Below are 21,844 nucleotides of genomic sequence, written 5' to 3' on the forward strand. Positions count from 1 at the left end.
GCTGTGCGACGGTTGACCCCCGCGCGCCGGAGCCGTTTCCGCGCCACCGACGGGCTGTCGCTTGTGCAGCGGCAGCGGCGGCACCATATTCGACGCATGAGCATGCCTTCCCCCGATCCGCTGAACGCCTTCCACCCGGCGGTGGCCGGCTGGTTCGCGCGCAGTTTTCCCGCGCCGACGCCGGCCCAGGCCGCCGCCTGGCCGCTGATCCGCGCCGGGCGTTCGACCCTGGTGGCGGCGCCCACCGGCTCGGGCAAGACGCTGACGGCCTTCCTCGCCGCCATCGACCAACTGGTGCGGCAGGGCCTGGCCGAGGGCGGGTTGGCCGATGCCACCACGGTGCTCTACGTCTCGCCGCTCAAGGCCTTGTCCAACGATATCCACGTCAACCTGGAGGCGCCGCTGGCCGGGATCGGCGCGGAGCTGGCGCGCCTGGGCCTGCCGCCACTGGAAATCCGCGCCGCGGTGCGCACCGGCGATACGCCGCAGGCCGAGCGCGCGGCGCTGCGCAAGCGGGTGCCGCATATCCTGGTGACCACGCCGGAGTCGCTCTACGTGCTGCTCGGCTCGGACTCCGGCCGGCAGATGCTGGCGCAGGTGCAGAGCGTGATCGTCGACGAGATCCACGCCATCGCCGGCAACAAGCGCGGCAGCCACCTGGCGCTGTCGCTGGAGCGCCTGGAGGCGCTCTGCGGCCGGCCGCTGGTGCGGGTTGGGCTGTCGGCGACGCAGAAGCCGATCGAGGCCGTCGCACAGTTCCTGGTCGGTAGCGGCCGCGCCTGCGAGATCGTCGACATCGGCCATGGCCGCGCCCGCGACCTGGCGCTGGAGGTGCCGCCGGTGCCGCTGGAAGCGGTGATGAGCAACGACGCCTGGGAGCTGGTCTACGATCGTCTCGCCGCACTGGCCGGCGAGCACCGCACCACGCTGGTCTTCGTCAACACCCGGCGCATGGCCGAGCGCGCCGCGCGGCACCTGTCCGAACGCCTGGGCAGTACGGTGGTGGCCGCGCACCATGGCAGCCTGGCGCGCGAGCAGCGGCTGGATGCCGAGCAGAAGCTCAAGCGCGGCGAACTGCGGGTGCTGGTGGCCACCGCCTCGCTGGAACTGGGGATCGATATCGGCGACGTGGAACTGGTCTGCCAGCTGGGCTCGCCACGCTCGATCGCCGCCTTCCTGCAGCGCGTCGGTCGCGCCGGGCACCAGGTCGCCGGGGTGTCCAAGGGGCGGCTGTTCCCCAGCTCGCGCGACGACCTGATCGAATGCGCGGCGCTGCTCGATGCCGTGCGCCGCGGCGAACTGGACACCCTGGCGATCCCGCGGGCGCCGCTGGACGTGCTGGCCCAGCAGATCGTCGCCGAGGTGGCCTGCGGCGAGTGGCGCGAGGACGCGCTGCTGGCGCTGATCCGCCGCGCCATGCCCTATGCCGCGCTCGATGACGCCGACTACCAGGCGCTGCTGCAGATGCTCGCCGAGGGTTACACCACCCGTCATGGCCCGCGCGGCGCCTACCTGCATCGCGACCTGGTCGGCCACAGCCTGCGCGGCCGGCGCGGCGGGCGGCTGACCGCGCTGACCTCCGGCGGCACCATCGCCGACAATGCCGACTACGCCGTGCTGCTGGAGCCGCAGGGGCTGAACATCGGCACGGTGAACGAGGACTTCGCCGTGGAAAGCCTGGCCGGCGACGTCTTCCAGCTGGGCAACACCTCCTACCGCATCCTCAGGATCGAGCCGGGGCGGGTGCGCGTCGAGGATGCCCAGGGCCAGCCGCCGAACATCCCCTTCTGGCTCGGCGAGGCGCCGGGGCGCAGCGATGAGCTGTCCTTCGCCGTGGCGCGGCTGCGCGGCGAGATCGATGCACGCCTGGCCGGCAGCGGTGCGCCTGCAGAGACGGCGCACCGGCTGCAAGCGGCGATCGACTGGCTGCTGGACGAACTCGGCCTGCCCGAGCCCGCGGCGCGGCAGATCGTCGAATACCTGGCCCGCGCACGCTCGGCGCTGGGCGCACTGCCGACCCAGCGGCGGCTGGTGATGGAGCGTTTCTTCGACGAGTCCGGCGGCACTCAGCTGGTCATCCATTCGCCCTACGGCAGCCGCATCAACCGCGCCTGGGGCCTGGCGCTGCGCAAGCGCTTCTGCCGCACCTTCAACTTCGAGCTGCAGGCGGCGGCCACCGAGGACGCCATCATCCTCTCGCTGTCCACCAGCCACAGCTTCGCCCTGGAGGAGGTCTGGCGCTACCTGCATTCGGCCAGCGCCGAGCAGGTGCTGATCCAGGCGCTGCTGGACGCGCCGCTGTTCGGCGTGCGCTGGCGCTGGAACGCGGTCACCGCGCTGGCGCTGCCGCGCATGGTCGGTGGGCGCAAGGTGGCGCCGCAGCTGCAGCGGATGAAGAGCGAGGACCTGCTGGCCACGGTGTTCCCCGACCAGGTCGCCTGCCTGGAGAACATCGTCGGCGAGCGCGAGATTCCCGACCATCCGCTGGTGCGCCAGACCCTCGACGACTGCCTGCACGAAGCGATGGACAGCGACGGCTGGCTGGCGCTGTTGCGGCACATGGAAAGCGGCGTGGTGGAGCTGCTCGCGCGCGACCTGCCGGCGCCGTCGCCGCTGGCGATGGAGGTGCTCAGCGCGCGGCCCTATGCCTTTCTCGACGACGCACCGCTGGAAGAGCGGCGCACCCAGGCGGTGCTCGGCCGGCGCTGGAGCGACCCGGAATCGAGCGACGACCTCGGCGCGCTGGACCCCGAGGCGATCGACTCGGTGCGCCAGGAGGCCTGGCCGGAGGTGCGCAATGCCGACGAGATGCACGAGGCGCTGGTCGCCCTGGGCTGCATCGCCGAAGCCGAGGCCGTGGAACAGCCGCAGTGGCTGCCATGGCTCGCCGAGCTGGCCCGCGGCGGCCGTGCGACGCGCATGCCGGTCGCCCACGACCGCGCCCTGTGGCTGCCGCTGGAGCGCCTGGCGCTGCTGCGCGCGATCTATCCCCAGGCGCCGTTCGAGCCGCGCCTGCAACTGCCGGCCGACCATGAGGCGCCGCTCGATGAAGAGGCGGCGCTGGTGGAGCTGATCCGCGCGCGGCTGAGCGGCTTCGGCCCGCTGCCGGTGCCGCTGATCGCGCGGCCGTTGGCCCTGCCGGCCTCGGCCGTGGCGCTGGCGCTGACCCGCCTGGAAAGCCAGGGTTACGTGCTGCGCGGGCGCTTCACGCCGGGCGCGGTGGAGGAAGAATGGTGCGAGCGGCACCTGCTGGCGCGCATCCATCGCTACACGGTCAGGCGCCTGCGGCGGGAGATCGAGCCGGTGGAGCGCGCCGATTTCATGCGTTTCCTGTTCGATTGGCAGCACCTGGCAAGCACCACGCGGCTGCAGGGGCGCGAGGCGCTGGCCGCGCTGGTCGAGCAACTGGAAGGCTTCCAGGCGGCCGCCGCGGCCTGGGAAGGCGACCTGTTGCCGGCGCGGCTGAAGGACTACGGCGGCAGCTGGCTGGACGAGCTGTGCCGCTCCGGACGCATCGTCTGGACGCGCCTGGCCGGCCGGCTCAAGGCCAGCGGCGGGCCGGTGCGCGGTACGCCGCTCGTGCTGCTGCCGCGGCGCCAGCTGACTGCCTGGTATGCGCTGGCGAGCGACGCGCCAATGCCGGAACTGTCCTCGCGGGCGCAGCGGGTGTTCGACTGCCTGCAGGCGCAGGGTGCGCTGTTCTTCGACGAACTGCAGCACGAGGCGCACCTGCTGCGCAGCGAGCTGGAGGATGCCCTGGGCGAGTTGGTCGCGGTGGGGCTGGTGAACGCCGACAGTTTCGCCGGCCTGCGCGCGCTGCTGACGCCGGCCAGCAAGCGTTCGCGCACGGCGCGGCGCACCCGCGGCGGCGCCTTCATCGGTGGCATGGCCGATGCCGGCCGCTGGGCGCTGGTGCGCAGACCCGGCGCGAATGCCGAACCGCCGGCGTGCCGGCCCACACTCGATCCCGCGGTGCTGGAGCATATCGCCCGGGTGCTGCTGCGCCGCTACGGCGTGGTGTTCTGGCGGCTGCTGGCGCGCGAGGCCGACTGGTTGCCGCCGTGGCGCGAACTGTTGCGGGTCTACCACCGGCTGGAGGCACGCGGCGAGATCCGCGGCGGGCGCTTCGTCGCCGGCGTGGCCGGCGAACAGTTCGCCCTGCCGGAAGCGCTCGGCCTGCTGCGCGAGGTGCGCAAGCGGCCTCTGTCCGGCGAATGGCTGGCGGTGTCGGCGGTCGATCCGCTGAATCAGCTGGGCACGCTGCTGCCCGGCGACAAGGTGCCGGCGCTGCCCGGCAACCGCATCCTCTACCGCGACGGCGTGCCGCTGGCGGCGCTGGTGGCCGGCAAGCCGCAGCTGCTGGCCGAGCTGGACGAGGTCGGGCAGCACGAGGTCCGGCGGCTGCTAGGGAGAGGTTGATTCCGGCGCGGCCGCGAACGAAACGTCAACAGCCCTGGTGTTGCGTCGGAGTCCTTGTCGGAGCCCGGGGGACGCCGAGTCCTTGCCGGCGATCATCGGTGTTGCGCCGGATCGCCCGCAAGCGGGCTCCTGCAGAATCGACTGCCGATATGTGCTAGGGCAGGCAGTCCAGCGTGGCGAAATCCTGGCGCATCCGTGCCAGGCGCTGCTGCAGATGCTCGCGTTGGCGTTCGTCGGCCATGCCGTGCAGGTCGGCCAGCAGCGTCAGCGCGGCCTGTTCGGCGCTGCGTTGCGCGGTGCGGTCGGCCTCGCCCAGCAGGGTCTCGCGCTCCTGCAGCAATTGTGCGATGCGCGCAGCGAAGCCCGGTTCGCCGCGCGCATTCAGCGCGTCGAGCAGGCTGCGCTGCCAGTGTTCGCGGTTCCTCAGCCAGCGTGCGTTCTGCGCACCGAGGCCGTGCGACCAGGCCAGCACGCGTTGGCGCTGCGCCGCGTCGAGCGGCCCGAACCAGTGTTCGAGGCGTTCCTGCATGCGTTCGGCCCGTTCGCGTATCTGCCGCTCCAGCGGCGGCGCCAGGTATTGCTCGCGATGTTCCAGGCGGTTGCTGTCGAGCGCCCGGGCCAGCTCGCGTACCTGGGCATCGTCGAGGTCACGCAGCAGCTCGGTGGCGGTCGGGGTGATTTCGACGGCGATCGCGTGAATCGCCTGCTTCGCCTCGAGGTAATGCAGGCGCAGGTGATCACGGTCCAGTTCGCCGCCGGCGCTCTGCTGGCGTAAACGCTCGAGCCCAGCGAGGAGGTCGGGCAACTGGGTCCGGCAATGCCAGGCGAGGTGTTCGCCCAGCCGCTCTCTGAGTTTGCTTCGCTGGCTGCGGTCGAGGTCCAGGTAGTCGTCGAGCGTCCAGGGCACCAGCAGGTCGAGGTTGCGGTAGACCAGCGTCGCGCGGCTGCAGCCCGCCAGCAGCAGGCAGCCGAGCAGCGTCAGCAGAAACAGCCGGCCGGTCAAGCGCATCGCGGGTCCTCGCCTGTAACGTCAGTTCTGTAGAGCCGCGGCACCGGCGGCGGTTTCGTCAGGTCGGGCGAGAAAAACTGCGACGCGCATGGTCTTCCCCGTATGGGCCGCGACACGAGCCGCGGCAACTTGGCCAACAGCAGTGGAGAAACGCCATGACCCCGCAGATCAAGCACCTCAGCGGCGAAGACGTACCCAAAGCCTGGCGCCCGACCTGGGCCGTCTGTTGGGTGGTGGAACTGGACGGCACGCTGATCGGCGGCCCCTACGCCACCGAGCAGGAAGCGCGCGCCGTAGCCAACGGCGAGCAGGAGCCGCGGCTGTCGGAGACGCCCGCGCCCTGACGTTCACCCTTGCAGCGCTGGGTGAGGCGGGGCGCGTAGGTTGGGTCGGGGCGCGCAGCCTGAGGCGCGTAGCGCCGAAGCCCAACATTCAACTGAGCTCAACCCAGCCTACCCAGCCCTTTGTCACGCCGTGGAAATGCATTGGCCCTGCCCCGCATGTTATGCCCCGCGTACCTGGCCGGTAGGGGCTAGCGCGACAGCTCCAGGCAATACTGCGGGCAGGGCGCCCGGTAGTCGGCCATGGGCGGCGGCGGGGTGACCAACTGGTCGACCACTTCCAGGGCTTTCTCGAACGAGGGATAGCCGCTGCGGGCGACGTCCAGCTCGGCGTAGGCCCGGCGGTAGTGCTCGGCCTTGGCCGGGTCGGGTTCGTCGAGCAGGTAGGGCTCCTGGTACATCTTGTAGAGCAGGGCGACGGCGTGGGGATGGCCCTTGGCCTTGGCCTTTTCCAGCAGGCGCAGGACCTGGGAGGTTTCCGGCCCCTGGCGGATCAGCAGCAGGGCCTGGTAGAGCTCGATCTCTCCGCGCCGGTCGAGGGGGGCGCTGCGGTCGAGCAAGGCCTGGGCCAGTTCGTAGCCGTCCTCGTTGCCGACGGTGATCAGGATCTTCGCTTGCAGCAGGTCGTTCTGGTACAGCAGTTGCTCGGCCCGGCAGGCACTACCGCTCCAGGGTTCGCAGGGGCCGGTGGCGCAACCGCCGAGGGCCAGCAGCAGGCCGATTACCAGTGCCTTTTTCATGACTGACGCGTTCTCCATTCGTTGTTTCGCCAGTATGGGCCGTGCCAGCTTCGATTCGCCAGAGGCGCTTGCTCAGTATTTCGGGCAGGGGGCGCTCATCTGCTGCAGGCCGTAGCGCCGGAGCAACTGCTGCCAGAGGGCGCTGCGCGGCAGGTCGGTGACCAGTTGCCGGATGAACTGGGTGGCCTCGGGACCGAGGCTGGCGGTGGTGAGCAGGTGGCGGTCGAACACGTACAGCGGGCTCGGGGAAACGTATAGCTGTGCCTGCGATACCTCGGTCACGCTGTAGAACAGCCATGCCGAACGTGGCATCAGGGCCACGTCGATGCGCTCCGAGAGCAGCTTGTTCAGGTTCTGCAGATCGCTGTGCACGTCCTCGCGGTGGATCAGGCCCTGGCCGATATCCTCTTCCAGGGCTGTGTAGCGATGCCCGAGGATGCCGCCGAGCCTGCGCCCATGCAGCGACTGCGGCCCGTCGTAATCGAAGGGGGCCGCGCTGCGGGAGACGAAATCCTGGGTGTCGCACAGCAGCGGCAGCGTCCAGTGGGCCCCTGCTGTCAGCCGCGCCGGGAAGAATTCGGGGGTCGCCCACAGCAGCACGCCGGGCTCGTTGTCGGCGAGCCGCGCATCGAGGCGCTTGCGCGGGAGCTGCGTGAGCTGGAAGTCGAAGCGCTTCTGGTTGGTCGAGTGCTCGTTGAACAACTGCACGAGGGCTTCGGAAAGGCCCTGGCTGTGCTCGGAGGCGAAGGGGGGCGAGGGCTGGTAGGCCCAGACAGCGACGCGCTCGACCGCCAGGACGTTCAGCGGGGAGAGGAGCAGCAACAACAGCAGCAGTTTCTGCATTGCGGTCCTGGAGACGGGCAGCGGATCGGTTCGACCCGGCAAGTGGCTCAAGACTGATTCAGCACCGCGTGCAAAGCAAGCCTACCCCGCTGGCCGGTGTTCCGGCAGCGTCGGGGAGCGCGAGCGGTGGGGTCAGAAACGCTCGTGTGCACCCAGATAGCGCCATTGGCCTGCCGGCAGCCTGGCCATCGACAGCCGGCCGATGCGGATGCGCTTGCTCGCCAGTACGTGCAGGCCGATGGCTTCGCAGAGCAGGCGTACCTCGCCCGGCGCGGGCTCCTTGAGCACCATGCGCAGGCGATTCTCGCTCTGCCAGCTGACCTTGGCCGCCGGCAGGCTCCGGCCGCGATGGTCGATGCCCTTGGCGAGCCGTGCCAGGTCGTTGGCCTCGGGCTCGCCGCTGACTTCGACGATGTATTCCTGTTCGAGCCGGTTGCGCGAGCCGGTCAGGACGCGGATCACCTCGCGCTGCTGGCTGAAGACCGCCAGGCCGCTGGTCTCGGTATCCAGCGGCAGCAGCTCGTTCTGCCGCAGCAGGTGGCGTCGCAGGGGCTCGATGCGGCTGGGGTCTTCGCTCCAGTGCGTGGCCGCCGTGAGCACGCGCAGGGCGCTTTCGGCATCGGTACTGGCTGCCTGGCCGGCGGGCTTGTGCAACAGCAGCGTGGCTGGCGCGATCTCTATCGCCGTGGCGCCGGCGCGCAGTTCGAGGCGTTGTGCGGGTTCGACCTTGCGGAAGGGGGCTTCCACCACCTGGCCGTCGACGGTCACCCAGCCGCCCTCGATATACAGCTCGGCCTCGCGCCGGGAGCAGCCGAGCTGTTCGGCGAGGCGTTTGGACAGGCGCACGGGGTCGGTCATGCTGAACTCGGCGGGGAGTGGGGAAGAACGCGGCGAGCCGCAGTGCGGACGGTGCTGGCTCGCCGAAAGCGTTGCGATTTCAGGCCATCACTTCTTGCTGATGGTGATCTGCCGGGACGGTCCCTGGGTCTGGCCACTGACCCCGTTGGGGATGGTCTGGATTTCACCGCCGGCCTTGAGGAAGGCGGCCATCTGCTCGGCGAGCGACTGGCTGGTTTCGGTTGCGGGTTCGGGCTTGCGCTTGGCGCTGGTGGTTTTCGTGGCCATGGAGTGCTTTTTCCTTCAATCGGTCGAACCGGGCATTATACAGATTTTGATCGTTTTTTGTTCAGGTTTCTGTCTGCGGTCATTTCTTGAAGCGTTTTCGCGGCACGTCCGGGGCTGGTTTGGTCTTCACTTTAATGTCCGCCAGCCAGGGTTCGGGCTGGCGACCGTCGGCCCATAGCGGAGGACCACCATGCTGCATCCCGTCATTCGCACCGCGCTCTGCGGTTCGCTTTTCGTCGCTGCGTTCGTCTTCGCCGCCGAGCCGCAGCGCTACCCCAGCGAGCAGGGCCAGGTGCTGGTCAAGCCGATCGTCGAAGGCCTGGAAAACCCCTGGGCGCTGGCCTTCCTGCCGGACGGCAAGCGCATGCTGGTGACCGAACGGCCCGGGCACCTGCGGCTGGTCGGCCTGGATGGCAGCCTGTCCGAGCCGCTGGGCGGCGTGCCGGAGGTATTCGCCCGCGCCCAGGGTGGGTTGCTGGACGTGCAGCTGTCGCCGGATTTCGCCACGGACCGGCTGGTGTACCTGAGCTACGCCGAGGCCGGCGAGCAGGGAATGGCCGGGACGGCAGTGGGTCGCGGCCGGCTCAGCGAGGATCTGACCCGGCTGGAGGACTTCGAAGTGATCTTCCGCCAGCAGCCGAAGCTCTCCAACGGCATCCATTTCGGCTCGCGGCTGGTGTTCGATCGCGAGGGCTACCTGTTCATCGCCCTCGGCGAGAACAACCAGCGGCCGACCGCGCAGGACTTGGGCAAGCTCCAGGGCAAGGTCGTGCGCCTCCGCCCCGATGGCACGGTGCCGCGGGACAACCCCTTCGTCGGCCAGCAGGGCGCCCGCCCGGAAATCTGGTCTTACGGCCATCGCAACCAGCAGGGCGCCGCGCTCAACCCTTGGAGCGGCGTGCTCTGGACCCACGAGCACGGCCCGCGCGGCGGCGACGAGATCAATATCCCCCAGGCCGGCAAGAACTACGGTTGGCCGCTGGCGACCCACGGCATCAACTACAGCATGCTGCCGATCCCCGAGGCCAGGGGCAAAACCGCCGAAGGCACCGAGCCGCCGTATCACGTCTGGGCGAAGTCGCCGGCCATCAGCGGCATGGCGTTCTACGACGCCGACCGTTTTCCCGCCTGGCAGCACAGCCTGTTCATCGGCGCCCTGGTGGACCAGTCGCTGATCCGCCTGCAGCTGGACAACGACCGCATCGTCGGCGAGGAACGCCTGCTCAAGGAACTGGGCGCGCGTATCCGCGACGTGCGCGTCGGCCCCGACGGCTACCTCTATCTGCTCACCGATGCCGGCAACGGCAGGCTGCTGCAGGTCGGCTTGCAGGCGCGGTAGCGCGAACGCCGCTTCGTCGTTGGTCAATCGCCGCACGACACGGGAGCAATCGCGCGCCTGCGTCGGTCCACTCTCTGGGAGGTCGTCACAACGCGGCGTTCCGCACCCGGGCATGGGGCGTCGGCCCAGCATGCCGGCACGGCCCCGGGTTCGATAACAAGACGGAAGGAGAGGATCGTGGCTGTAGTCGTCAGCGGTGTGTTCTGCATCATCCTGGGGCTGGCGCTCGGCGCGGGAGGGGCGAAGGTCATCAGCCTCGGCGGGACCTGGTATTTCGCCATCGTGGCGATCGGTTTCCTGCTCACCGGCGCGTTGCTGCTGATGCGGCGGCGAGCGGCGCTGTGGGTCCATGCGCTGCTGATGCTCGGCACGCTGGGCTGGGCGCTCTACGAGGTTGGGTTGGACGGCTGGCAACTGGCGCCACGCGGCAGCATCGTCGTACCGCTCGGCCTCTGGCTGCTGACGCCGTGGATCGTGCGGCAGCTGGGCTGGCAGCCGTTCGGTTTCCGCCCCTGGGGCGGCGCCGCGTTGCCGCTGCTGTTGGCGGTGGCGCTGTGGGGCGCGGCGGCCATCTACGCCATCGGCCACGATAGCCACGACATCAAGGGCATGTTGCCGCAGCCATTGGCCGGGGCGCTCGCCAGCAACGATCCGGTTCCCGCCGGCGATTGGCATGCCTATGGTCGCAACCAGCATGGCCAGCGTTATTCGCCGCTGGCGCAGATCACCCCGCAGAACGTCGAGCGCCTGCAACCGGTCTGGCACTACCACACCGGCGATCTGCGCGGTCCGGACGACCCGGACGAGACCACCTACGAAGTCACGCCGCTGAAGATCGACGACAGCCTGTACCTGTGCACGCCGCACAACCGGGTGATCGCCCTCGACGCCGAGACTGGCGAGGAGCGCTGGCGCTTCGATCCCAAGGTGCCGCATTCGGTCAACCGGCAGCACCTGACTTGCCGCGGGTTGTCCTATCACGCCGCGCCGGAGCCCGCCGATGGGCAGGCCTGCCGCCAGCGCCTGTTCATGCCCACCGCCGATGCCCGTCTGATCGCGCTGGACGCCCATACCGGCGAGATCTGCCCCGGCTTCGGCGACAACGGCGAGGTGGATCTGTGGGCGAACATGCCGCATGTGAAGGAGGGCTTCTACTATTCCACCTCGCCGCCGGTGGTGGCCCGCGACCTGGTGATCGTCGGCGGGGCGGTGAACGACAACGTGCGCGCCAACGAGCCGTCCGGGGTGATCCGCGCCTACGACGTCTACAGCGGCGCGCTGAAATGGAACTGGGACCCCGGCAACCCCGAGGCGACCGCACCCATCGCCGCCGGGCGGACCTACAGCGCCAGCAGCCCGAACAGCTGGAGCATTTCCAGTGCCGACGAGGCGCTGGGCCTGGTCTACGTGCCGCTGGGCAACCAGGTGCCGGACCAGTGGGGCGGCCGTCGCAGCGAGAACAGCGAGCGCTTCTCGTCCTCGATCGTCGCCCTGGACCTCGACAGCGGCCGGTTGCGCTGGGTGTTCCAGACCGTGCGCCATGACCTGTGGGACATGGACGTGCCGGCGCAGCCGAGCCTGGTCGACATCCAGACTGCGAACGGCCCGGTGCCGGCGCTGGTGGCGGCGACCAAGCAGGGCGACATCTACGTGCTCGACCGCCGCAGCGGCGAGCCGATCCTGCCGGTGCGCGAGGTGCCGGCGCCGCAGGGTGCCGCGGAAGGCGACTGGACTGCCGAGACCCAACCCGCTTCGGCGCTGTCCTACGAACCGCCGAAACTGCAGGGCAAGGACCTCTGGGGCGCGACCCTGGTCGACCAGATGCTGTGCCATATCCAGTTCCATTCGCTGCGCTACGAGGGCCGCTACACGCCGCCGTCGGTCCAGGGCACGCTGGTGCATCCGGGCAACTTCGGCGTCTTCAACTGGGGCGGGGTGGCGGTCGATCCGGTGCGGCAGATGGTCTTCAGCACGCCGGCCTACCTGGCCTTCACCTCGCGCCTGGTGCCGCGCGAGGACGACCTGACGACCTACGTCTCCGGCAAGGAGCCGTTCCTCAACGAGAATTTCGGCTCGCCGTTCGCGGTGGAGCTGGGCCCGTTCGTCTCGCCGCTCGGCCTGCCCTGTACCGCGCCGCCGTGGGGCTACGTGGCGGGGGCCGACCTGCGCACCGGCAAGACCCACTGGCTGCGCCGCAACGGCACGGTGCGCGACCGTGCGCCGCTCCCGCTGCCGTTCAAGATGGGCGTGCCGAGCCTCGGCGGGCCGATGCTCACCGCCGGCGGCGTGGCCTTCCTCAGTGGCACGCTGGACTACTACCTGCGCGCCTACGACACCGCCACCGGGCGCGAGCTGTGGAAGGCGCGGCTGCCGGCCGGCGGCCAGTCCACGCCGATGACCTACCGCAGCCGCTCGGGCCGGCAGATGGTGGTGGTGGTCGCCGGCGGCCACGGCTCGCTGGGCACCAGGGCCGGGGATTCGGTCATCGCCTATGCGTTGCCGCGCTGAAGCGAGGCGGCCGCCGCCGCAACGCGGCTCGCGCCGAAACGTCAACGGACCTAGAATCGCCAGCTTTCTTGCTCGGGACACCTGAAATGGCCGCAATCGGACGCTACAACAGCCTGCCCATCGTCAAGCACACCGGTTTCGGCCTGTACCTGGACGGCGGTCCGGATGGCGAGATCCTGCTGCCCAAGCGCTATATCCCCAAGGACACGCCGGCCGAGGTGGACGACTGGCTCAACGTCTTCGTCTACCTCGACAGCGAGGACAAGCTGATCGCCACCACGGAGAAACCCAGGGTACAGGTCGGCGAGTTCGCCAGCCTCAAGGTGGTGGAAATCAACCGCGTCGGCCTCTTCCTCGACTGGGGCCTGCCCAAGGACCTGCTGTTGCCGCACTCCGAGGAAAAGCGCCCGCTGCAGGTCGGCGACTACTGCGTGGTGTACGTCTACATCGACAAGCGCACGCGCCGCATCACCGCCACCGCGCGCCTGGACCGTCATCTGGACAAGACCCCGGCCGCCTATACGGCCGGCGAGGCAGTCGACCTGCTGATCGTCGAGGCCAGCGACCTGGGCTACAAGGCGATCATCAACGGCCGGCACTGGGGGCTGATCCACAAGAACGAGGTGTTCAAGTTCCTCCGTGGCGGCATGCGCGAGCGTGGCTATATCAAGGAAGTGCGCGCCGACGGCAAGATCAGCCTGAGCCTGCAGCCCATAGGCAGCGAGGCCGCGGATGCCCTGCAGGCGCTGATCCTGCAGCAGCTCGAGGAGAACCAGGGTGTGCTCGAACTGAGCGACAAGAGCCCGGCGCAGGAGATCGCCCGGCGCTTCGGCGTCAGCAAGGGCAATTTCAAGAAGGCCATCGGCGGGCTCTACAAGCAGGGGCGAATCGTCATCCATCCCGACCGCATCGAGCGGGCCTGAGCGTCGGAACGACCGTCCTGGTACATGGGGCTTTCGCTTTCGGGTGCGCAGCGCACCCTACCGTAGGTTGGGCTGAGCTCCGCGAAGCCCAACAAACGAGTTTCCAGCCATACACCACAGTCCGCCCATTACCTCACCGCCAGGCGTTGGGCTTCGCTGCGCTCAACCCAACCTACGTCACCGCCGGACCGTGCCGGGTATCGGAAGCGGTGTTGGCTTGACGGCTACAGATCCAGGCTGATCTGTTCGTTCCGGGCCTGCTTCCCGAGCGCCTCGCCGCGGCCCGGAACGTAGCTCAGCCGCCCGTCGACGAGGCGGGCCGGGGCGGTGAAGGGATGGGGGATCGCTGGCGTGCCGTCCTGGATATGCAGCACCTCGATGCCACGCACCTTCAGCACATCCGACACCAGCGAGCGGTGGCAGCGCCACCAGAGCAGTTCGGCGCACATCATCGCCGTGCGACGGCGCGCGGCGAGTTCCAGCAGGCGCGCCAGGCCTTCGGCGAATTCCGTGCTTTGCAGATGATCGGCATAGCCGCGAAACGAGGCATTGCGCCAGGCCAGGTTCTGCGAGTCGGCATGCGCCCGGCGCCGGCCGCCGAGCGCTTCGAACCAGCAATAGTCGATGCCGTGCTCAGCCAGCGCGCTGCGTAGCGTGTCGCCACCGAATTGCGGCAGCCGCCGCGAACCGGGAAAGCGCCGCACGTCGGCGATGGCTTCGATGCGGTGCTGCCGGAGCACCTCGACGAACTGCTCCAGCGAGCGTGTCGAGTGGCCGATGGTCCAGATGGCGGATGGCTGTTTCACCGTTTCCTCAGGGCAGTTTCTTCAGCGCCGAATGCCTGTGCATGGCGATGTGCTCGGTCTTGTCGCTCTTGATTTCGTACTGCGGCTCCTGCGCGCTGGCGTGACGCAGGTGGCCCTTGTAGTGGGTATCGCGCGTGTGCACGCGGATGATCGTGCCGCTGACATGTCCCGCCTCTGAGTTCCAGCCGACATGATCGCCCACCTTGAAATGCTCGCCCATGAGTGGCCCCTGTGCAGTTGCCGATGCTTCTTCTGACCCCGATGCGCAGAGGAAGGTCTCGCTTTTTGCCAATTGCCGTTCGTCGGGAAAGTTGCAATAGCTTTTGCCTGTTTCTTATTTGCAGAATTCAAAAAAATGACGCGCATAAATTGATCTGAAGCTACTCAGATACGATTTTCATGGTGTCATTTAGATATCAAATTGATTTTTGACAGTATCAAATTAATAGCCACTCACAATTATCGGCGATTTTCTGGCGATATATTTCCGTCAGAAAAATTTCCATTATTTTTTTGAACCTATTATAAAGCCGCCAAGCAAGAGGTTTGACCGGTGTTCAGGGGGGCGGCGGGGGATTTCTTGCTGAACGGTTCGTTTGGTTGTGTCACCTGCGGCTTTTCTTCCAGCGCAACGCCCCACGACTCAATTGAGCTCTCGCCACTTTTTTAAAGGCAACGCCTTTAGACGTATTAAGTTCCGGAGAGATTGAATGCCCACCACTGTTTTTGCCGGTGCTCGCAAACTGCTCTGCACCTCTGTTGCCATGGCTGCACTCATGGGCGGTTTCATGGTTGCAAGCGCGCCGCGCGCCGTCGCATCGACCGCCGTCACCACGTCCAGCGTCAGCGCGCCGATCAATGCCTTCACCAATACCGATTGGCTGAACGGTGTATTCCGCACCTCGGCGGGTTTCTCCATCCAGGCCACTGCTGCCAACCAGGCGGCCTTCAAGGCGGGTGCCTCGGTGCACCTGGCCGATGGCCAGGTGCGCAAGATCAGCCGCGTGCAGATCGTCGGCGCCAACATGAGCGTGTTCCTCGAAGGGGCGCTGATCGACGGCAACAAGGTGGGCGCGCCGCGTGCGGTGGCCATCGCCGGCACTTCGACGACGACTTCGCCGGTGAGCACCGCACCGTCCAGCGGTACTTCGGCGAGCATCAACGCCTTCACCAATACTGATTGGCTGAACGGCGTGTTCCGCACCTCGGCGGGTTTCTCCATCCAGGCCACTGCCGCCAACCAGGCGGCCTTCAAGGCTGGCGTCTCGGTGCAACTGGCCGATGGCCAGGTGCGCAGGATCAGTCGCGTGCAGATCGTCGGCAGCAACATGAGCGTGTTCCTCGACGGTGCGCTGATCGACGGCAACAAGGTGGGTGCGCCGCGTTCGGTCAGCATTGCCGGTACATCGACCGATACCTCGACCGATACCTCGACGCCGGCCCCGGCGCCATCTACCGAGACCAGTTACGCCACCAGCATCAATAACTTCACCAATACCGATTGGCTGAACGGTGTATGGCGCAAGTCCGCCGGTTTCTCCATTCCGGCGACCGACGCTAATAAGTCCGCTTTCAAAGTTGGCGTGTCGGTCAAACTTGCCGACGGCCAGGTGCGCAAAGTGACGGTCGTACAAGTTGTCGGCAGCAACATGAGTGTGTTCCTCGATGGCGTCGCGGTTAATGGCAGCGTTGTCGGTGCGCCCAATAAGCTGAGCCTGGCCTCGGCCACCAGCAGCCCGACGCTGACCGCGCCCTCGCCAACCACTACGGTGACTACCAGCAACCTCAACAACTTCACCAATACCGATTGGTTGAACGGTGTCTACCGCGCTTCGGCCGGTTTCTCCATCCAGGCCACTGCCGCCAACGTCGCCGCCTTCAAGGCGGGGGCGTCGGTGAAACTGGCCGACGGCCAGGTACGCAAGATCCTGCGTGCGCAGATCGTTGGCGCCAACATGAGCGTGTTCGTGGAAGGCGCGGTGCTCAATGGCACTACCCTGGGCTACCCGAAGACCGTTTCCGTGATCAGCGAGTCGAGCGTCAGCACGCCTTCGGCACCTGCCGACAGCAGCCCGTCCGAGATCGCCCTGCCGGCGCCTACCGCGCCGGATACCACCAATGGCAAGCCGCGGCTGGTCGGGGTCAACCTGTCGGGCGCCGGTTTCGGGCCTTCCGTGGTGCCCGGCACGCACGGCACCAACTACACCTACCCGGCCGAGTCGTACTACAAGAAGTATTCCGACCTGGGCATGCCGCTGGTTCGCCTGCCGTTTCTCTGGGAGCGCATCCAGCCCAAGCTGAACACCCCGCTGAATGCCGAGGAGCTGGCACGTCTCAAGCAGTCGCTGGATTTCGCGCACAAGCACAACGTCAAGGTGATCCTCGACCTGCACAACTACTACCGCTACTTCGGCAAGCTGATCGGCTCGAACGAGGTGCCCATCAGCTCCTTCGCCGCGGTCTGGAAGCAGATTGCGCAGCAGGTGGTGAACCATCCGGCCGTCGAAGGCTACGGCCTGATGAACGAGCCGTACTCCACCAATGGCCTGTGGCCGCAGGCTGCCCTGGCCGCCGCGCAGGCGATCCGCAGCGTCGATGCCCAGCGCTGGATCTACGTCGCCGGCGACCGTTGGTCGAGTGCCTACCACTGGCCGCACTACAACAGCCAGCTGATCAGCAACGCCTGGATGCGCGATCCGAAGAACAACCTGGTATACGAAGCCCACATGTACATCGACAGCGACTTCTCCGGCAATTACTTCAACAAGAGCGAGACCTTCGACCCGATGGTCGGCGTGAACCGCGTCAAGCCCTTCGTCGACTGGCTCAAGCAGAACAAACTGCGCGGCTACATCGGTGAGCACGGCGTGCCGGACTTCTCCCCGTCGGCCATCGTCGCCACCGACAACCTGATGGCCTACCTGCGCCAGAACTGCATTCCCAGCACCTACTGGGCGGCCGGGCCCTGGTGGGGCGACTACGCCCTGTCGCTGGATGTCAGCAGCGGCAAGCAGCGCCCGCAGCTGCCGGTATTGCAGAAGCACGCCAAGACGGCACACAGCTGCACCAGCATCGGCCCGCTGTAAGGACCGAGACGCGATGCATACGGAACGGGCCTTCGGGCCCGTTCTTGCGTTTGCCCGCCGAAAAGAACACGCCTTCGCTACGGCTCGTCGGCCCGCGGCAGCAGCCGGGCGCGCGATACCTCATCCCATGCCGCTTCGCCTGCTCGTTTCCCCGCCAACCCGCAGCCCAGAGCGCATGCCGGCCGGTCCCGGCCATTCGGTTGGGCGAGTCGCTTCGCCCCCGGCGCTGGCTGCCGCGGCGTGCCGGTCCGGGGCCGCGACTGCGCTGGCAAAGCCCTGAACCGCCCGGCTGGAGCGACGGAACTCAAAATTTGGGCCCCGGTCACCATTTATGTGCGCACTGAAACTGCACGGCCGCGGCAACCCCGCATCGCTGTGTTTCAACGGACCGTGGTCATCCGGCCAAACCCCATGAAAGGTGGATCAACATGACGACACCCGATGAAGACATCACAGGTTATGGCGGCCCAGCCAAGACCGGCTCCCTGCAGTCCACGGACAGCTCGCCCAGCCAGGCTCCGGCGCAGACCGCTGGCCCCGATGCCGCTCGGATGAGCGAATCGGCCAAGGCGAGTGCGCGTCAGGCCGCCGAGCAGGTCAAGCACCAGGGCAAGGCCCAGTTCGAGAGCTATCGCGGCAGCGCCGCCGACGAGCTGGAAAAGGTCGCCCGCAGCGCCAAGGCCGCTGCGGCGGAACTGGAACAGCAAGATCGCGCGGGGCTGTCCCACTACGTATCCGACATGGCGCAGAGCATGGTCGAGTTCGCCGACGACCTGCGCGGCAAGAGCGTCGACGAACTGGTCGGCGAGGTCAATCGCCTGGCCCGCAACAATCCGGCACTGTTCATCGCCGGCAGCGTCGCCCTCGGCTTCGGCCTGACCCGCTTCGCCCGCGCCTCCAGCCACCGGGCGCAGGCCGGGCACCGCGAGCCGACCCACGATTACGGCCATTCCGACGCCGCGCGACCGCATCCCACCTCACCCCTGGGCGTGCCGGCGGACGTGACGGCGGAAACCTTGCCCAGCCAGGCCGAGCTGGATTCGCGCATCTCCAGCGGCGCACCCGCCGGCACCGTCGGCAGCATCAGCAACGCCGGCGTTCCCCCGGCAACCCAGGGCCACGGCAACAATGGCAAAGGCACAGATGGAGGGCTTAATCGATGAACGAGCAACGCAACCTCAATACGCCTTATGAACCGCTCCATTCCGAACCGGACGGCTCGGTCGGCGGCCTGCTGCGCCAGCTGACCCGTGAGGTGCCGTCGTTGTTCACCAAGGAGCTGGCACTGGCCAAGGCCGAGCTGAACGAATCGCTGCGCGCCACCAAGGCCGGCGCCGCCAGTGTCGCCACCGGCGGCGCGGTGCTGCTGGCCGGCTTCATCATCCTGCTGATGGCCGCCGTGTACTTCCTGGGCACCCTGATGGAAACCTGGCTGGCGGCGTTGATCGTCGGCGGTGTGGTCATGGTCATCGGCCTGATCATGGTCGCGGCGGGCAAGAAGAAGTTCGAAGCCTCGTCCTTCAAGCCCGAGCGCACCCTTCATTCGCTGAATAAAGACAAAGAAGTCGTCAGGGGGCACGCATGAGCACTCATCATCGGATCGACGCCGAAGCGCAGAAAGACCCGGACACCCTCGAACGGGAAATCGACCAGCAGCGCGCCGAAATCGACCATATCGTTCACGCCCTGGAAAGCAAGCTGTCGCCGGGGCAGATGATCGATACCGCGCTGGGCTATGCCAAGGGCGGCGGCGGTGAGTTCCTGCATAACCTGAGCGATACCGTGAAGGCCAATCCGGTGCCGACGCTGCTCACCTCGATCGGCCTGGTCTGGCTCATGGCCGGGCAGAACCGGCGACCGGACTACGGCGCAACCAGCGGCCCGTCGGTGACCGACAGGCTCGCCGCCAAGGCCTCGGGCCTCAGGCAGCAGGGCAGCGGCATCAAGGACAAGGCCGCGCAGATGCGCCACGACGCCTCCAGCACGCTGGACAATGCGCGCCAGCGTGTCGGCGATTCCGGCCGGCATGCAGCCGATAGCCTGCGCCATACGGCGGACCGTGCCCGTGGCGGTTTCTCGCAACTGCTCAACGAGCAACCACTGGCACTGGGAGCCATGGGCATCGCCCTGGGCGCATTGCTCGCCGCATCGATGCCACCGACGCGGCGCGAGGACGAGCTGATGGGCCCGAGCAGCGACGAGCTCAGCGGCAGGCTCAAGCAGAAGGCGCGTGAAGGCTACGAGATGGCCAGCGCCGAGGGCGAGCAGCTGGCCAACCAGGTCAAACAGGACCTCGGCCGCGACGACAGCCAAGCCGTTTCAAGGCCTCACTGAGCGCAAAACGCCCCGCTTGGCGGGGCGTCACTCGACATTTCACCGCAGCGACTGCGGTCGGGCTTGAGTCCGGCCGCAGAACCCCCGATAATCCGCCGCCTGGCGCCGGTGTAGCTCAGTAGGTAGAGCAGCGCATTCGTAATGCGAAGGTCGCAGGTTCGACTCCTGTCTCCGGCACCACTGATTTCCCCAAAAGGCCCGCAGCGATGCGGGCCTTTTCGTTTCGAGGCCCAGTGGCCCGTCAGAGCCAGGTCGAGAGGGTGATCGAGCCGAACTGGTCGTGCTCCTGCTGGCCTTCGAACTCGTGGGTGCGCCAGACACTGGCGAATGCCAGTTGCCAGCGATCCCAGGTCAGTGCCACGCCGAGCTTGGCGTCGCCGACCCATTCGCGACGGTCGACCGAATGGCTGTCCTCGAAGGTGTTGCCGTCGAGCAGCATGTTCTGCGCCATGTAGCGCCCCTCGACATTGGCGAAGCCATACCAGCCGAACCCGCCGCCGGGGCGGAAGAACTGGCTGCCGCTCTGCGCCGGTGTCACCGCCGGAATGCTGAAGCTGCGCCCGAGGTTCTGCCCGAGGCGTGCGCCCAGCCCGGCCGAGGCGTAGGTGTAGAGATTGCCGAGCGAGAACCCTAGGCTCGGGCCGTATTCCAGCTCCAGCCCGGCGAAGCGCTCCTGCAACCACCAGCGGTGCTGATAGGCCAGGTTGATGAAGGGTTCGTTCTCCAACTGGTTGTCCCAGCCCATGGGCTCGTCGCTGTCGGTGACCTTGTGCACCGCACGCTGCAGCCGCTTGCCACCAGCGGCGGGGCCGACGATGCCGACGTCCAGGTGCAGCCCCTCGGCCACACGCCAGCCCTCGTGCTGTGTGTCGGCGAACAGCGACAGCCCGGCGAATATCAGCCCGGCATAGGGGCGGTCGTCTTCGAGCAGGCGGTCGGTCTCGATTTCCTCGGGGGTGTAGATCTGGTGGCCGAAACGGTAGGCGACATTGCTCACCGTGTCACCCGACCACCCTGGCAGGAAGTCGGCGACGTTGCGGCTCCAGTGTTCCCGTTGCGGTTCGAAGCCCCAGATCAGTTCCAGGCCGTTGCTGTAATGGCCATCGCTGCCGGAGGAGATGATGTCGTTCTCCGCCTTGATCGAGAGGATGCCGGCCGATGCCAGCATCGGTACGGTGAACAGGGTGACGAGCAGGCAGGGGCGCAGCAGAGGTGGGCAATGCATGGCGGTACTCCTGGGCTTACATTCGTTTTTGTATGTTTCGCTTTGGACCGCCGTCATGCATGCCGGTTCGCTTGGGGCTCATGGCTGTGCAAAGATTTCCTCATTTTCGGCGACGATCGAGTCATCCAGGGCGTCTCGCTCGGCCTCGAGCAACTGCCGGGCAAGCGCCGAGGAGAAATCCCGCACCGCTGACCAGCGCAGGTGGATGGCATCGACGAAGGCCGAGGGCGGGGCGACCCATTCGCGGTCCGCGTTCCAGTAGCGAGCTGTGTCGTTGCCGGCTAGCGCGGCGCTCAGCCGGTTGTCGAAGTAGCCGAGGAAGCTGCCGTCGTGATCGAACTCTTCTTTCCATTGCGGATGCAGTGGCGTCGATACCACTATCAGTTGGCGTTTCTCCTGCTCCAGGCGGCCGGCCAGTGCCGCCAGCGCACTGAAGCAACCGCTATCGAGCGGGTCCGGGCGCCCGTAGAACAGGCCACGGTCGCCGCGTGGTTCCAGCGGGCCATCGCCGTAGCGGTTGAATACCAGCGGGTCCCATTCGATCAGGTTGGCCCGCTGCGCCTTGATCGTGCGTGCATTGTGCAGCAGCGAGCGCGGAGAGAAGTAACGCAGATAGTAGCCCCAGGGTGAGGCCTGTCCGTTGACGTAGCTGTCGACGTCGTCGCGGTCGAATACCGCGTCCGGCACCTTCCAGCAGCCGGCGAAGTCCAGCGGATCGACGATCATCACCACCTGGCGGATGCCCGGATGGCGGTCGAGCAGCCAGTTCGCGACGTAGACCGCCTGGTTCGCGTGCAGCCCGCAGAAAGCGCCGTTGAATGGGCGCGAGCCGGGTGCCTGTTCGACGAGTACCTCGCCGTCGACGTGGCGCCAGGCGACCGAGGAGCCGATCACCAGCAGGTTCGGGTCACGCACGGGATTGTCGCGCAGGAAGCTGAGCTTCTCGTCCACGCACAGGCTGTTGGAGAAGGCCGGCGGGGGCAGGTTGTCGGTGATCTCGAGCCCGGCCAGCAACAGCGCGAAGGCGCCGAGCGAGCCGAATAGCCCGACGAGCAGGGCCAGCAGGTAGGTCGGGCGCATGTCGACCGGATCGGCCACGGCCCGGGCGGCCGAACCGCCCAGGGATGTTTCGACGGTTCCGCTCAT

General features: G+C 67.5%; 18 protein-coding genes and 1 tRNA gene. 10 read left to right on the top strand and 9 right to left on the bottom strand.

The genetic code is table 11. The features are described 5' to 3' along the window. The first annotated feature begins 96 nt into the window (after window positions 1-96). The gene (locus CXK94_RS03875; RefSeq protein ID WP_102893361.1) at window positions 97-4,419 is read left to right on the top strand and encodes a DEAD/DEAH box helicase; all 4,323 of its coding nucleotides are present in this window, start codon (window positions 97-99) and stop codon (window positions 4,417-4,419) included. Window positions 4,420-4,573: 154 nt separating this feature from the next. On the opposite strand, the gene CXK94_RS03880 is transcribed toward CXK94_RS03875, so the two are convergent. Beyond that, window positions 4,574-5,428, bottom strand: coding sequence for a DUF6279 family lipoprotein (locus CXK94_RS03880; RefSeq protein ID WP_102893362.1), 855 nt, complete (start codon window positions 5,426-5,428; stop codon window positions 4,574-4,576). Between the two features lie 155 nt (window positions 5,429-5,583). On the opposite strand from CXK94_RS03880, the gene CXK94_RS03885 reads away from it, so the two are divergent. Continuing rightward, window positions 5,584-5,772, top strand: a complete 189-nt coding sequence (locus tag CXK94_RS03885; RefSeq protein ID WP_037037631.1) for a hypothetical protein — start codon at window positions 5,584-5,586, stop codon at window positions 5,770-5,772. Between the two features lie 188 nt (window positions 5,773-5,960). Here CXK94_RS03885 and CXK94_RS03890 read toward each other — a convergent pair whose 3' ends face one another. The 4 genes from CXK94_RS03890 to CXK94_RS03905 form a co-directional block, all read right to left on the bottom strand. Next, window positions 5,961-6,509, bottom strand: coding sequence for a hypothetical protein (locus CXK94_RS03890; RefSeq protein WP_102893363.1), 549 nt, complete (start codon window positions 6,507-6,509; stop codon window positions 5,961-5,963). A gap of 72 nt (window positions 6,510-6,581) precedes the next feature. Beyond that, window positions 6,582-7,352 (bottom strand): PAAT family amino acid ABC transporter substrate-binding protein, encoded by a 771-nt coding sequence (locus CXK94_RS03895; protein ID WP_102893364.1) that lies wholly within the window; start codon window positions 7,350-7,352, stop codon window positions 6,582-6,584. 132 nt (window positions 7,353-7,484) lie between these two features. Further along, a complete protein-coding gene (locus CXK94_RS03900) occupies window positions 7,485-8,210 on the bottom strand; it encodes an RNA pseudouridine synthase (protein ID WP_102893365.1) in 726 nt (241 codons plus the stop codon). Window positions 8,211-8,297: 87 nt separating this feature from the next. Further along, entirely contained in the window at window positions 8,298-8,477 is a 180-nt protein-coding gene (locus CXK94_RS03905; RefSeq protein ID WP_013982276.1) for a hypothetical protein, read from the bottom strand. Window positions 8,478-8,667: 190 nt separating this feature from the next. Here CXK94_RS03905 and CXK94_RS03910 point away from each other — a divergent pair, with 190 nt between their 5' ends. The 3 genes from CXK94_RS03910 (at window position 8,668) to CXK94_RS03920 (ending at window position 13,247) form a co-directional block, all read left to right on the top strand. Continuing rightward, window positions 8,668-9,816, top strand: coding sequence for a PQQ-dependent sugar dehydrogenase (locus CXK94_RS03910; protein ID WP_102893366.1), 1,149 nt, complete (start codon window positions 8,668-8,670; stop codon window positions 9,814-9,816). A gap of 177 nt (window positions 9,817-9,993) precedes the next feature. Continuing rightward, on the top strand, window positions 9,994-12,324 hold the full coding sequence (locus CXK94_RS03915) for a glucose/quinate/shikimate family membrane-bound PQQ-dependent dehydrogenase (RefSeq protein WP_102893367.1): 2,331 nt from the start codon (window positions 9,994-9,996) through the stop codon (window positions 12,322-12,324). Window positions 12,325-12,410: 86 nt separating this feature from the next. Beyond that, on the top strand, window positions 12,411-13,247 hold the full coding sequence (locus CXK94_RS03920; protein WP_102893368.1) for a CvfB family protein: 837 nt from the start codon (window positions 12,411-12,413) through the stop codon (window positions 13,245-13,247). A gap of 224 nt (window positions 13,248-13,471) precedes the next feature. Here the strand turns inward: CXK94_RS03920 and CXK94_RS03925 are convergent, their stop codons facing one another. Both CXK94_RS03925 and CXK94_RS03930 read right to left on the bottom strand, forming a co-directional pair. After that, window positions 13,472-14,053 (bottom strand): DUF488 family protein, encoded by a 582-nt coding sequence (locus tag CXK94_RS03925; RefSeq protein ID WP_102893369.1) that lies wholly within the window; start codon window positions 14,051-14,053, stop codon window positions 13,472-13,474. 7 nt (window positions 14,054-14,060) lie between these two features. Next, on the bottom strand, window positions 14,061-14,273 hold the full coding sequence (locus CXK94_RS03930) for a DUF2945 domain-containing protein (RefSeq protein ID WP_037037642.1): 213 nt from the start codon (window positions 14,271-14,273) through the stop codon (window positions 14,061-14,063). Window positions 14,274-14,763: 490 nt separating this feature from the next. Here CXK94_RS03930 and CXK94_RS03935 point away from each other — a divergent pair, with 490 nt between their 5' ends. The 5 genes from CXK94_RS03935 (at window position 14,764) to CXK94_RS03955 (ending at window position 19,653) form a co-directional block, all read left to right on the top strand. Beyond that, window positions 14,764-17,139, top strand: coding sequence for a glycoside hydrolase family 5 protein (locus tag CXK94_RS03935; protein ID WP_256045974.1), 2,376 nt, complete (start codon window positions 14,764-14,766; stop codon window positions 17,137-17,139). A gap of 428 nt (window positions 17,140-17,567) precedes the next feature. Further along, window positions 17,568-18,302 (top strand): hypothetical protein, encoded by a 735-nt coding sequence (locus tag CXK94_RS03940; RefSeq protein WP_102893370.1) that lies wholly within the window; start codon window positions 17,568-17,570, stop codon window positions 18,300-18,302. Beyond that, the gene (locus tag CXK94_RS03945; protein WP_102893371.1) at window positions 18,299-18,724 is read left to right on the top strand and encodes a phage holin family protein; all 426 of its coding nucleotides are present in this window, start codon (window positions 18,299-18,301) and stop codon (window positions 18,722-18,724) included. The genes CXK94_RS03940 and CXK94_RS03945 overlap by 4 nt, the downstream gene beginning before the upstream one ends. Then, the gene (locus CXK94_RS03950) at window positions 18,721-19,473 is read left to right on the top strand and encodes a DUF3618 domain-containing protein (protein ID WP_102893372.1); all 753 of its coding nucleotides are present in this window, start codon (window positions 18,721-18,723) and stop codon (window positions 19,471-19,473) included. The genes CXK94_RS03945 and CXK94_RS03950 overlap by 4 nt, the downstream gene beginning before the upstream one ends. Before the next feature lie 104 nt (window positions 19,474-19,577). Next, window positions 19,578-19,653: transfer RNA gene (locus tag CXK94_RS03955), tRNA-Thr, on the top strand. Window positions 19,654-19,714: 61 nt separating this feature from the next. On the opposite strand, the gene CXK94_RS03960 is transcribed toward CXK94_RS03955, so the two are convergent. Both CXK94_RS03960 and CXK94_RS03965 read right to left on the bottom strand, forming a co-directional pair. Then, window positions 19,715-20,698: a lipid A deacylase LpxR family protein gene (locus CXK94_RS03960; RefSeq protein WP_102893373.1), complete on the bottom strand. Its 984-nt coding sequence runs from the start codon at window positions 20,696-20,698 to the stop codon at window positions 19,715-19,717. A gap of 78 nt (window positions 20,699-20,776) precedes the next feature. Continuing rightward, complete coding sequence (locus tag CXK94_RS03965; RefSeq protein ID WP_102893374.1) at window positions 20,777-21,844, bottom strand: hypothetical protein; 1,068 nt, start codon at window positions 21,842-21,844, stop codon at window positions 20,777-20,779.

The organism is Stutzerimonas stutzeri (genome assembly GCF_002890915.1).
In the GTDB taxonomy this organism is placed as follows: domain Bacteria; phylum Pseudomonadota; class Gammaproteobacteria; order Pseudomonadales; family Pseudomonadaceae; genus Stutzerimonas; species Stutzerimonas stutzeri_AF.